Annotated in this window: 12 protein-coding genes and 1 other RNA gene; 7 read left to right on the forward strand and 6 right to left on the reverse strand. The window is 61.4% G+C overall.

What is annotated here, in order from left to right:
- The first annotated feature begins 59 nt into the window (after positions 1–59).
- The 3 genes from VDQ28_RS16280 to VDQ28_RS16290 are packed head-to-tail and all read left to right on the forward strand — an operon-like array spanning position 60 to position 3,422.
- Positions 60–1,592 (forward strand): class I adenylate-forming enzyme family protein, encoded by a 1,533-nt coding sequence (locus VDQ28_RS16280; RefSeq protein ID WP_323036925.1) that lies wholly within the window; start codon positions 60–62, stop codon positions 1,590–1,592.
- On the forward strand, positions 1,576–2,211 hold the full coding sequence (locus VDQ28_RS16285; RefSeq protein ID WP_323036926.1) for a DsbA family oxidoreductase: 636 nt from the start codon (positions 1,576–1,578) through the stop codon (positions 2,209–2,211). Before VDQ28_RS16280 ends, VDQ28_RS16285 begins: the two co-directional genes overlap by 17 nt.
- Positions 2,208–3,422 (forward strand): multidrug effflux MFS transporter, encoded by a 1,215-nt coding sequence (locus VDQ28_RS16290; RefSeq protein ID WP_323036927.1) that lies wholly within the window; start codon positions 2,208–2,210, stop codon positions 3,420–3,422. The genes VDQ28_RS16285 and VDQ28_RS16290 overlap by 4 nt, the downstream gene beginning before the upstream one ends.
- On the opposite strand, the gene VDQ28_RS16295 is transcribed toward VDQ28_RS16290, so the two are convergent.
- The 5 genes from VDQ28_RS16295 to VDQ28_RS16315 form a co-directional block, all read right to left on the reverse strand.
- Positions 3,419–4,483 (reverse strand): NUDIX domain-containing protein, encoded by a 1,065-nt coding sequence (locus VDQ28_RS16295; protein ID WP_323036928.1) that lies wholly within the window; start codon positions 4,481–4,483, stop codon positions 3,419–3,421. The genes VDQ28_RS16290 and VDQ28_RS16295 overlap by 4 nt on opposite strands.
- Before the next feature lie 65 nt (positions 4,484–4,548).
- A complete protein-coding gene (locus VDQ28_RS16300; protein ID WP_323036929.1) occupies positions 4,549–5,007 on the reverse strand; it encodes a TrgA family protein in 459 nt (152 codons plus the stop codon).
- A gap of 37 nt (positions 5,008–5,044) precedes the next feature.
- The gene (locus tag VDQ28_RS16305) at positions 5,045–6,256 is read right to left on the reverse strand and encodes a cyclopropane-fatty-acyl-phospholipid synthase family protein (RefSeq protein ID WP_323036930.1); all 1,212 of its coding nucleotides are present in this window, start codon (positions 6,254–6,256) and stop codon (positions 5,045–5,047) included.
- 67 nt (positions 6,257–6,323) lie between these two features.
- Entirely contained in the window at positions 6,324–7,745 is a 1,422-nt protein-coding gene (locus VDQ28_RS16310) for a deoxyribodipyrimidine photo-lyase (protein ID WP_323036931.1), read from the reverse strand.
- A gap of 18 nt (positions 7,746–7,763) precedes the next feature.
- Positions 7,764–8,987, reverse strand: a complete 1,224-nt coding sequence (locus VDQ28_RS16315; RefSeq protein WP_323036932.1) for an aminotransferase class V-fold PLP-dependent enzyme — start codon at positions 8,985–8,987, stop codon at positions 7,764–7,766.
- Between the two features lie 138 nt (positions 8,988–9,125).
- Between VDQ28_RS16315 and VDQ28_RS16320 the strand changes: the two genes are divergently transcribed.
- The gene (locus VDQ28_RS16320; RefSeq protein WP_323036933.1) at positions 9,126–9,944 is read left to right on the forward strand and encodes a FadR/GntR family transcriptional regulator; all 819 of its coding nucleotides are present in this window, start codon (positions 9,126–9,128) and stop codon (positions 9,942–9,944) included.
- 25 nt (positions 9,945–9,969) lie between these two features.
- Here the strand turns inward: VDQ28_RS16320 and VDQ28_RS16325 are convergent, their stop codons facing one another.
- Positions 9,970–10,590, reverse strand: a complete 621-nt coding sequence (locus VDQ28_RS16325) for an LCCL domain-containing protein (RefSeq protein ID WP_323036934.1) — start codon at positions 10,588–10,590, stop codon at positions 9,970–9,972.
- Positions 10,591–10,701: 111 nt separating this feature from the next.
- Between VDQ28_RS16325 and ssrA the strand changes: the two genes are divergently transcribed.
- From ssrA to VDQ28_RS16340, 3 genes are all read left to right on the forward strand, one after another.
- Positions 10,702–11,057: a transfer-messenger RNA gene (gene ssrA / locus VDQ28_RS16330) on the forward strand.
- 86 nt (positions 11,058–11,143) lie between these two features.
- Positions 11,144–11,863, forward strand: coding sequence for a DUF1194 domain-containing protein (locus VDQ28_RS16335; protein WP_323036935.1), 720 nt, complete (start codon positions 11,144–11,146; stop codon positions 11,861–11,863).
- 79 nt (positions 11,864–11,942) lie between these two features.
- Positions 11,943–12,413 (forward strand): SspB family protein, encoded by a 471-nt coding sequence (locus tag VDQ28_RS16340; RefSeq protein WP_323036936.1) that lies wholly within the window; start codon positions 11,943–11,945, stop codon positions 12,411–12,413.
- The last annotated feature ends 57 nt before the right edge of the window (positions 12,414–12,470 follow it).

Genomic DNA, 12,470 nt, shown 5'->3' on the forward strand with positions numbered 1-12,470 from the left:
GTGCGATCGGCAGATGCGCGCTCTTGCCCTGACGGCGCTGCGGGGATATCTCAGATTTCATGCACGCGTTAATCAATACCGGCCCCTTTGCGCCCTGTCCGACGCCCTTCAACACGGCGGCGTATGTGCTGTCCGCCGGCGCGCAAACCCCGGACAAGATCGCCTTGCAAATCGTTGGCCTGACGCGGGCCGAGCGCTGGTCCTACGCGACACTGATCAAGGCGGTTCGGGGCATTGGAACCGGCTTTTTGCGGGCCGGGTTTCACCCCGGCGACGTGATCCTGCTGCGGCTGGGCAATACCGTCGATTTTCCGCTCGCCTATTTGGGGGCGCTGGCGGTCGGCTTGGTGCCCGTGCCGACCTCATCGCAACTGACCGAGGTTGAAATCACCGCCATGACCGCGCCCATGAACCCGGCGGCGATCATCGCGGCCAAAGGCGTGGCGCTGCCGGATCACGCCGCACCGGTCATCGACGTTGCAACCCTGCGCGAATGGCGCGACCTGCCGGATTGCGCGTGGCACATGGGCGACCCTGATCGGCTGGGGTCGATGGTGTTCACCTCGGGCACCTCAGGCGCGCCGCGGGCGGTGATGCACGCGCATCGCGCGGTCTGGGCGCGGCGCATGATGTGGGCGGATTGGTACGGCCTGACGCCTGACGATCGCCTTTTGCACGCGGGTGCCTTCAACTGGACCTATACGCTGGGCACCGGGTTGATGGACCCCTGGGCCATCGGGGCCACCGCCCTGGTTCCCGCCGAGGGCATTGCCCCGGTGCAACTCCCGCTTCTCCTCAAACGCTTTGACGCGACAATTTTCGCTGCGGCGCCAGGCGTTTACCGGCAAATGCTCAAATCTGCGCGCCTTGAGTTGCCTCGCCTGCGGCATGGCTTGTCGGCGGGCGAGAAACTGCCCGACGCCACACGCACCGCATGGGAAAACGCCACCAAAACACCGATTTTCGAAGCCTTGGGCATGTCCGAAGTCTCGACCTATGTCTCGACCGGTCCGAACCACGCCAAGCGTGACGGGGCCAGCGGTTATGCGCAAACCGGGCGGTGCATTGCCGTGCTGGGACCGGACAACACCCCGGTCGAACGCGGTGAACCCGGCGTTCTGGCGGTCAGTGCCGACGACCCCGGCCTGTTTCTGGGCTATCACAACGCCCCCAAGGAAACCGCCGCACGCTTTGCCAACGGCTGGTTTCTGACCGGCGACACCGTGTCGATGGACGATGACGGCGCCATTCGCTATCTCGGACGCGATGACGACATGATGAATGCTGGCGGCTACCGGGTGTCGCCCATCGAGGTGGAATGCGCGTTCGAGGGTCATCCCGGCATTTCCGAATGCGCGGCGGTCGAATTACCGGTGCGCGCGGGTGTCAACGTGATCGGATTGTTCTATGTCGACACCCGACACCCGGTGACCGAGGCGGATTTGGCGCAATATGCCCAGACCAAATTGGCGCGCTACAAGCAACCAAGACTGTATATCCGTGTGACAACCCTGCCCAAAGGGGCCAACAACAAACTCAATCGCCGTGCCTTGAGGACGGGATGGAAGGGCCGCGATGACGACCAAGCTTGATATCTTTTCGGACCCGATCTGCCCGTGGTGCTATATCGGCAAGGCACGGCTGGAAAAGGCCCTGGAACAGCGCCCGGATCACCCGTTCATCATCGAATGGCACCCCTATATGCTCAACCCGACGATGCCGCCCGAGGGGATGGACCGGCGCGAATACCTGCAGGCCAAGTTCGGCCCGCCCGACGCGGTGGTCAAAGCCTATCTGCCGGTTTCCGAGGCCGCGACCGAAGAGGGCCTGCCGCTGGATCTGGCCAAGATCCTGCGCACACCCTCGACCCTGGACGCGCACCGCCTGATCCACTGGGCCGGGTTGGAGGGACGGCAGAACGCCGTCGTGAACGCGTTGTTCAAGGCCAATTTCGTGCAGGGCCTGGATATTTCCGACCACACCGTCCTGCTGGACATCGCCGAGGCATCGGGACTTGACCGCACCCTGATCGCCAGATTGCTGGACTCCGACGCTGACAGTGACGACATCCGCGCCCGCGACGCCGATATTCGCGCGCGCGGATTGTCGGGCGTGCCCGGTTTCCTGATCGGCCGCACCTATGTCGTGAACGGCGCGCACCCGACCGAATTCTGGGTGCAGGTCATCGACGATTTGGCAGCGCAGGCATGAAACCGATCAAACCGATGCCGATGGCCGAATTCGTGGCCTTCCTTGCGCTGATGTTCGCGACGGTGGCCTATTCCATTGATTCCATGTTGCCGCTGCTGGTGCAGATGGGCGAAGCACTCGCCCCCGAGACCCCGCAGAGCGCGCAATTGGTGATCACGATCTTCGTCATGGGCTTGGGGCTGGGCACCTTGGTCATGGGGCCGATATCCGACGCGCTGGGCCGCAAAAAGCTGATCCTGGCCGGCATCGCCCTGTATATGGTGGCGGCGGTCGTTGCGGCGATGAGCGAAAGCATGACGGTTCTCCTGGCCGCGCGGTTCATTCAGGGCCTCGGCGTTTCGGCCCCGCGGGTCGTGTCGCAAGCCTTGGTGCGCGACCTTTACACCGGGCGCCACATGGCGCGCATCATGTCGCTGGCGATGATGATTTTCGTGTTGGTTCCCGCCGTCGCACCCTTGCTGGGGGCCACGCTGGGCAATTTGTTCGGTTGGCGCGCGATTTTCTGGAGCTTTCTGGTGTTCGGCACGGTTTCCGCAAGCTGGTTGTATTTCCGCCAGCCCGAAACCCTGCCGCCCGAGAACCGCCGCACGCTCGAGGCCGGCCCCGTCCTGCGCGCCTTTCGTGAGGTGTTCACCCACAAGCAAGTCATGCTCTACCTGATCGCGCTGACCTTCAGCTTTGCGACGATGTTCATCTGGCTGTCCTCGATCGCGCAGATTTTCGACGAGGTTTTCAACAAGATCGACGAATTCCCCCTGTGGTTCGCCCTCAGTGCGCTGATGTCGGCGCCCGGCAGTCTGGTCAATGCGCAACTGGTGGTCCGGCTGGGCATGCGACGCCTGATCGTCGTGTCCCTGATCGGGCAACTGCTGGTCGTGGCCGCCGCCCTCGTGCTTTATACGACTCTGGGCGAATTGCCGTTCTGGGCATTTTTTACCTTTATGTTCGCGCATTTCTTCGCCGTGGGCTTGATCTTTGGCAATCTCAACGCGCTGGCACTGGTTCCCTTGGGACATGTCGCGGGTACGGCCAGCTCGGTGATGGGCGGCGTTTCAACCATGGTATCGGCGATGGTCGCAGCCCCCATTGCCGCGCTCTACAACGGCACGACGCTGCCACTGATGGGGGGCGTGGCGCTGTGCAACATTTGCGCCTTGGTGGCTATGGCAGTGGCCCGGCGCTGGAACTCGGCCGAAGACACCACGTCTTAACCCCCGGCTTGCAACCGCGCCCGGTTCATCGACAGCCATTGCGCCGAAATCAACAGCGGCGCATTGGCCACCTCGCCACTGGCGACCATGTCCATCAAGCAATCGAAACTGATCACATGGGCCCGGATATCCTCGGCCTCTGCGTCCAGCCCGCCGACCCCCTCGGCGGAGTCCGGCAGGTCCGCCACGCCGACATAGGACACGATGAATTCGGTCACCGCCCCCGGGCTGACATAGTAGCGGCTGACCGGATGCAGGGCTTGCAGGCTCAGACCGGTTTCCTCCTGCGCTTCGCGGCGCGCGGCGGTCTCGGGGGTTTCGGTGGCGTCGATCCGCCCGGCAATCGGCTCCAGCGACCAAGCATTGACCTCGCCGCGTGCGAAGGGACCAAAGCGGAATTGCTCGACCAGCATGACCCTGTCGCGCACCGGATCGTAGGGCAGAACCGTCACCGCGTCGCCCATGACAAACCCGGCGCGCGTCACCGGATCACTGTAGCTGCCGTCAAATTTGCGAAACCGCAGATCCGCCTCCTCCACACCGAAAAACCAGGTGTAAGGCCGTCGCAGCGCCACAAGTTCAACATCGGCGTCGGATGGGGAGCGCCGCAAGGTCGCGGGCGCGGGTTCCTTGCGGGCACGCCGACGGCTGGAGGCCCGGATCTCCAACATCTTGAACCGCTCCAGGATCGCCTCGGGGGCGGTGTCGGGCAAAAGCGCCATGACCTCGGCCGCCACCTCGGGTGCCAGAACGCCCGGCCCCGCCACCCAATCTTCAAGACGCCAAGGCGCACCGCCCCGCCACAGATGCGCGCGCGGGATATAGATGGTGGCATCCTCGGCCCCGGCCGCCGTGGTCACCGTGACCGTGGCCGTGTCATAGCCGAACACGCGCTCATAAGCGTCGAGCCGCGCGCGCGCCTCGGCATCGGGACGGATCACCAACCCCCGCGCGACGGACCCCGGCAGCGCCGTGAACAGGGGGAAATCCTGTTGTTGCCCCGACGCCGAAACCGCATGCAGCACGGCATGGTCAGCAAGCGTGGCCGGGCTCAACCGCAAGATCACATCCGGACACCGCCTTCAGCAACGGAAGGTGCCGCAAGGTTCCATATAAAAACAGTGGGTTAGCGGGCATTGCGGCGCCTTTCCATCAAGCCCCAGACAATGTGCAAAAGGGCGCCGATCGCCAAACCGCCAACGCCCAGCAAAATCAGATAGTCTTGAACCAACCCGCGGCTCAGCCAATCCACGACAATGCCGAAATACCCGGTGATCGCCTCGACGACCTCGGTGTATTGGCGGCGATAACCACGGGTGAACACCTCGCCAACCGCTAGAAAACCCGCCGTGCATATCGCGGCCAAGACCACCGCTTGAACGCCGACAAAGGCCGAGTACCACATGGCACGCCCGATGCGCCCACCGAGAAAACCCCACCCCACAACCGCACTGATCGCCGCCGCCCAGATCGGCATGGAACCGAGATCCGCCTCGGGGTCGAACAACGGTTCATAGATTTGCGCGGCATAGAGGGCAAACACCCCTAACATGAGGGCCGCAATGGGCCGGATCAGGGTGAACATGATGCGTCTCCTCGGGCAGCGCTGGGGCGTCCCGGCGTCAGGCCGGGCGTCGCAGGGTGATCTGTGTGACGTCACAGATACCCGTGTGAAACGCCGCGGCGCAAGAGGCGAGGTAAAAGTCCCATAGCCGCTTGAACCGCGCATCATAGCCCAGGGTTTGAATATGGTCCCATTTTTGCGTGAAAGCCTCATGCCAGCGGCGCAAGGTGACGCTGTAGCTTTCGCCGAATTCGATCGAACTTTCGACCCCCAAACCGGCGCGCGCGGATTCTTGCGAGAAACGCGCGGGCGAAATCAGCATTCCACCGGGAAAAATGTATTTCTGGATGAAATCAACGTTCTTGCGATACAGATCAAAGCGTTCATCGGGCACGGTAATCACCTGGATGGTGGCCTTTGCCCCGGCCTTCAGCCGGTTCCGGACGGCGTTGAAATAACTCGGCCAATAGCTTTCCCCGACCGCCTCGAACATCTCGATCGACGCCACCCCATCATAATGTCCGGTCTCGTCACGATAGTCCTGCAACTTGATGTCGACCCGATCAGACAGGCCCGCCCGCCGGATGCGCTCCACGGCAAAATCATGTTGCGCCTGGCTGATGGTAAGGGCCGTCACGCGCAAACCGCGCGCGCCCGCGGCATATTCCGCAAACCCGCCCCAGCCGCAGCCGATTTCCAGCACATGATCGCCCGCCTCGACGCCCAGGGAATCGACCAGCGCCGCATATTTGGCTTCCTGCGCGCGCTCCAGGCTCTCTTGTCCGGTGGTGAACAGCGCCGATGAGTAGGTCATCGACTCATCAAGCCACTGGGCGTAAAAATCATTCCCCAAATCATAATGAAACGCGATATTCTTTTTTGCCTGACGTTTGGAATTGCCCCTGAGCCAGTGGCGAACACGCTCGAAGGCGCGCACCAAGGCCATGCCGGTGAACTCATCCAGCACGGCCGGGTTGTCACGGAACACAACATCCATCAGGCCTTGCAGATCAGGGGTTGTCCACCAGCCGTCAATATAGGCATCGCAAAAGCCCACATCGCCTTCGCGGATCAGACGCGCAAAGCAGTCCTCGTTCAGGATCTGCACCTCGGCCGCCAGCCCTGGCTTTTTGCCCTGAACCCGAAACCTGCGCCCGTCCGGCAGAATGACGTCAAGCTGGCCATAGGTCATGCGTTGCAGCTGGCTGAAGGCCGGCTTGAAATATCGAGGCAAGTCCGCCTGCCCTTCGGTACTGGTCAGATACTCCATTGGTCCTCCAAACGTATTGCTTTGACGTTCTACGCAAGCGTAACCAAGGTGGATGACCGCGCAATCGTTAATTCTCTTGCAGCTCGCGGGTTTGGTAGGCGTTCAGGGCGCGCGCACGACCGTCGCGCAGGTCAATCATCGGTTGCGGATAGGGTTGATCCGGACGCAGCCCCCAGGCGCGCGGCACGGCCTCGAAAAATGCCAGGGCCTCGGGGCCGGGTTTGCGGTTGAGTTCGGCGATGAACTTGTGCCTGTACGCTTTTGTTTTATCAAATTTATCTGCTTGCGTGGCAGGATTGAAAATGCGGAAATAGGGGGCCGCATCCGGGCCGCATCCAGCCACCCATTGCCACCCCATCGCATTCGAGGCCGGATCCCAATCCGTCAGGCAATCCGCAAACCAGTCCAAACCGATTTTCCAGTGCGTTAACAAGTGCTTGGTCAAATAACTTGCAACGACCATGCGGACGCGGTTGTGCATGGTTCCCGTGACATACAGTTCGCGCAAACCGGCATCAACAAGCGGCTCACCGGTCATCGCCCGGCGCCAGGTTTCCGCCTCGTCCGAGTCCCCTCGCCACGCGAAACCATGCCATTCGGGCCGCCAGTTTTCGGTCAGGATGTGCTTGGAATGAAACATCAGATGATGGGCGAAATCGCGCCATGCCAGTTCCTTGCGAAAGTGCACTGCCCCCGCATGGCCTGGTTGTGACGCCTCGAACGCCAGCGCGGAGTGCCAGATCCGGCGGGCACTGATTTCGCCATAGGTCAGGTTCTCTGACAGGCCTGAAACCGCCTCTTTTGCGGGAAAATCACGCCCCTCACGGTAGAGGTCGATCGGCCCATTCAAGAACCGCTCCAACCGGGTCAGCGCGGCCTCCTCGCCGATTTGCGCGTATCTTGCCAGAATCAGCGCACCGCGATTCATCGCCGCCCCCAGATGCCACTGATCAAGATTTTCCGACCCCGGAAGCGCCTGCATGATTGTCAGACGTTTTGGTGCCGGCAACGGCGATGCAACGCCCCGCGCATCAAGCGCCTTCCAGAACGGCGTATAAACCTTGAAGAAACCGCCGGCCTTGGTCGCAACCTGCCAGGGCTCCACCAGCGTGTGACTGGCGAAGCTTTGCACCTCCAGTCCATCGGCTTTGAACGCGGATTTGATCTCGGCGTCCCGGGCGATGGCGTCGGGATCATAGAGCCGTGACCACCAAATCCCGCCCGCGCCTGTTTCGGCCCGCAAGGCCATCAATTGCGCCAAAGCATCCCCACGCCGCAGGATCAACGGCGCACCCACGGAGCGCAGACGTTTTGCAAACCCGGCCACCGCCTCGCCCAACCGCCATCGGGCGGCGGCCCCCAGATGCAGCACGCTCTTGTCGGCAATAAAGACCGGGATCAGCGGACGCCCGGTTTCGACAGCCGCCGCCAACATCGGGTTGTCGTCAAGCCGCAGATCACGGCGAAACCAAAGAATGAGCGGCGTCATCGGGGGAATCCAGTGTTGTTACAACACCTGATCTAGCGCGCCGATCAATTGGTCAACTTCGGCTTTGGTGGTGTAATGAACAAAACTGAGCCGCAGCACGCCGTGTTCCGGGTTCGCCCCTTGCGCGCTCAAGGCACGAACCGCGTAAAAGTCACCGCCACCGGCCATAATTCCGTGCGAAGCCAGCGCCTTGGCAAGTGCTCCTCCCTTGGCCTCGGTTTGAACTGCGACCGTTGGCGCGCGGTTTTCGGCGCGATGCGGCCCCAGGACGCGCACCTCGTTGCGGCTGTCGAGATAGTCCAGCAACGGCTGCAAAAGCGTGACCTCATGTCGGCGCATCAAGTCATGCACGACCTGCGCCCTTCCTTTGGCATCTTGCCCGCTGGCGCCGTGATGACCGGCAATGGCATCGACATAGTCCGCCATCCCGGCGCAAGCTGCGACTTGCGCGTGATCGGGCCCCGCGGGCGTAAACCGTTTGTACAGGCTGTCGGCGTTGAAAAAATGTCCCTGATTGGGCAGCGTCATCCCCAACGCGCGGCGGATCACCATGATCCCTTGATGCGGGCCATAGGTTTTATAGGCGGAAAACAGATAGATATCCGCGCCCAGAGCGGCAACATCGACAAATCCATGCGGCGCGTAACTGACCCCATCGACGCAAACCACAGCCCCGACGCCATGCGCCATGTCCGTGATTTCCGCGACCGGATTGATCTCGCCGACAACATTCGAGCAATGCGGGAAACACACAAGTTTGACGCGCTCATCCAGCAACGCCTGCAACCGATCCAATGGTAGGTGCCCGGTGACCGGGTCGATCTGCCATTCGCGCACCTCGACCCCCGTGTCTGCCAATCTGCGCCACGGGCCGGTGTTGGCTTCATGGTCTTGATTGGTCACGACAATTGCATCGCCGGGTTTGAGGTGCTGCCGGAACGCCAGCGAAAGCACATAGGTGTTTTGCGTGGTCGAAGGGCCAAAGGACACTTCGTCGGTCGCAACCCCCATCATCGCGGCCAGTCGCTGGCGCGCTTCATCCATTTCTGCCCCGGCGAGCCGCGATGCCTCATAGGGTGCATAGGGTTGCACTTTGCGCTGGCGGTAATAGCGCGTGAGCCGGTCAATCACGGCACCGGCGGTATAACTGCCGCCGGCGTTCTCAAAAAACGCTTGCCCTTGCAGGCTCGGCTCGGCGAAAGCGGGGAATTGTGCGCGCACAAAATCGACATCCAACAGCATACGAATCTCCTTGGTTGTGGAAACCTTAAACGCGCAATCCTCCGCCGACCAGCCACTCAGAATTCTTGACAGATTTATATCTGTCTGACATTCTAAGGTCAGATAATTAAAAAGCTTATAAAGCAGTAGGTTGATGGCATGAGCACGGAAATATCCCCCGATGAGCGGGCACCAGATCGCGTGAGCGCAATTGCGTCGGTTCTGCAAGACAACATCCTGACCGGGCATTACGCGCCGGGTGATCGGCTACCCTCCGAGGCCGATCTCTGCGCGCATTTCAAGGTGTCCCGTCCAACGCTGCGCGAGGCGTTGGGGCGGTTGACGGCGCGCGGCTTGATCATGTCGCGGCGCGGCGCCGGTGGTGGTGCTTTTGTAACCCAGCCAACCGCCACGCAGGCCAGCGAGCAAATCGCGACCTTGCTGTCCTTGGCCACGCGGCTCGAAAACAATGCGCACCGACCTTTGCTGACCGAAACACGCATTCAATTGCAGATGGGATGCGCTGAACTGGCGGTTTTGCGCAAAGCCGATATCGGCGATTTGCGGGCCGAGATCGACTTGCAATCCGATTTTTCCATTGATGATGCCGAATTCGTGGCCTCGGTGCGGCGGATGCATCTGGCGTTGGCGGAGGCGTCAGGCAACGCCAGCATGAGCGTTCTGGCCCAGAGTCTGATCGAAACGGAATACGCGATCACCCCCAAAGACGGATATCCCACCCGCGTTCGGGCACGCTTTTTGTCCTATCATGTGCGGATCGCAAACGGGATTGCGGGCGGTCGGGCCGAGGATCTTCGCGCCGCCTTGACCGAATTGTGGGGGTTCGAGCAAAACCGCCATCTGGAGCCCGGAGAAGACCCCAATGCTCAAGTCGAGCGGCCGCCGCGGATGCGCGATCTGCGACTGCCACCTGTCCAGCGATTGACCCCGATTGAGCCGACCGAGGAGGGCACCTGATCCCTTGCCCCGGTCGGCGGGACACTCAGTTTTGGTTGAACACGATACTGTTGCCGTAGCGGCCCCAGGCAGAGGTCGACACGCCATTCATTTGTGACGCCGAATACTGCTCCAACCCGGTGATGCCGAGCACCGAAATCGGGCCGCCATTCCGCCCTATGACACCCGCATGGATCGCCGCCACGCAGAGGTTGCTGTCGGCGGTATATGGCCCCGAACCCCAGACGCTCCCCGCTTCCTGCCCGGTGCACGCACAGGAATAGGCGACCTCACCACCGGGAAATGCGCCGCATGCCTGTTGCTGACGAGCAAAATCAAAGCTTGCGCCATATGCGCCCCAAGTCGAGGTTTCGACACCATTCTGCGACGATCCCTGATAGGCGGATTGCCCCTCCACGGCATACGCCGAGACCACGCCGCCACGGCTGTCGACAACACCGGCATGACGCGCGGCAACGCACAGGTTGCTGTCGGCGGTATAGGGGCCCGAACCCCAGACAGACCCGGTTTCCGTGCCGGTGCAACTGCACTCGAGGGTGCCGCCGTCAGCGGGAAATGCGCCACAGGCGGCGACGGTTGTCGGACCAGCCCAGGCAGCGCCCGCCCAAAGGGTCAATCCGGTTATGGTCAATACAATGTGCTTCATTCAAAGTTCCTCCGACCTGGCCTTTGTCGGGAAAACCCCGATCATCAAGGTCTTTGTCAGGATGCCACTCGCCGGGTTTTGATCAAGAGAATTTTTCGTGAGTCCTCGCAAGCCCTTGAGCCCGCGCCGCAGCACGCCTATATTACCTCTGTCCCCAGCAATGAGGACTATGGACATAAACGCGCTCGTAATACGCGGATCGGACCCGGGGGCGGTACCCGGCGACTCCACCAACATTCCCTCATTTGGGGCGATTGGGGTCGAAACAGGATCGACGAACGTCTAAAGGGGTTTTGCTTTGTCTCGGTGAGGTACCACCGTTATCGGTCCGAAACGTACAGTTGCAAATGACAACCGTGCTCCGATGGCGATGGCTGCGTAAGCAGTTTTAGTTATCGATACTTAAGTCCTTGCGCTTTGCAGCGTAAGGCGGGGTTCGCAGGCACCTGGCAACAGAAGCCTGCACTTTCCCCTTCCTCTACCTTGGTTATTGTCGTTTTGCGATCACGGCGACGTGATGTCCGGTGCCGGGTCTGGCGTGCAACCATGCCCCATGACCCCGCGCCGCCTGCTTTGTGCAACCCTCGCCTCGACACTTGCCACAACCGCCGTTCAGGCGTGCGACATCGCTTTGGTCTTGGCGATGGATGTCTCGGGGTCGGTGGATGCCTATGAATATGAGCTGCAAACCCGGGGCATCGCCTCGGCGCTTGTGGATCAAGGGGTTACCGAGGCCTTGTTGCGCGGGCGTGTGGCGCTGGCCGTGGTGCAATGGTCGGGTGCCATGGAGCAAATGGTGAGCCTGGACTGGGTGCGGATGGATGAGCCCGCGCAAATCAGCCGGACAGCCGCGCGGATCGCCACCCTGCCCCGCAGCTTTGCCGGCGGCAACACGGCGGTGGGCGAAGCGATCGACCTTGCCGCAGACCTGTTTTCGCAAGTGCGGGATTGTCGGCACTGGGTGATCGATGTCTCGGGCGATGGCGACGAAAACGAGGGCTATACCGTCGGATCGGCCCGCCGCAACGCGTTCAATCAGGGGATCACGATCAACGGTCTAGCCATCGAGGGCGTGGTCACCGGGCAATCGATCTCCAACTTTTATCGCCGCTGGGTGGTCACACCGGGGGGATTCGTGATCACCGCGCAGCAACACGCCGATTTCGCCCGCGCGATCCGCGAAAAGCTGCTGCGAGAACTCATTGCGCCGATGGCCGAAGCCCCGGGGTCACTTGGGCGCGCAGAATCGGTGCAACTTGCCCGGCTGCCCTGAGTTTCTGCAGCTCTCACGCCGCTGCGCTCTTTTCATCGGCGTTGAAACGCCTATGCTAAGGTAAACGATGAGGGCAGGTATGGACCGCACAATCGACTACGGCAACCTGATGCATCATGCTATGCGTGGCCTGATCCGCGAGGTCATGGACCGGATCGCGACCGATGGCCTGCCGGGTGCGCATCACTTTTTCATCACCCTGCACACCGAGCATCCGGGCGTGCAGATGGCGGATTGGCTCAAGGAGCGCTATCCCGAAGAAATCACGATCGTCATTCAGCATTGGTTCGAAAACCTCGAAGTCGATGACGATGGCTTCGCGATCACCTTGAACTTTGGCAATCAGCCAGAGCCATTGTACATTCCGTTTGATGCGATTTCGACCTTCGTGGACCCGTCCGTGGAATTCGGTTTGAAATTCGAAACGCATCTTGAGCCGGATGACGACGAAGACGAGGAAGATGACGAGGCGCCGATGGAACATGTCGAGCACGCGCAAGACGCACCCAAAGCCGGCGAGGTTGTCAGCCTCGACAAGTTCCGGAAATAGCCGAAAAGGGGCGTTGCCCCTCTGTCGCTGCGCGCCATTCACCCCAGAGTATTTTCG

Source organism: Pararhodobacter sp., assembly GCF_034676545.1.
GTDB lineage: Bacteria > Pseudomonadota > Alphaproteobacteria > Rhodobacterales > Rhodobacteraceae > Pararhodobacter.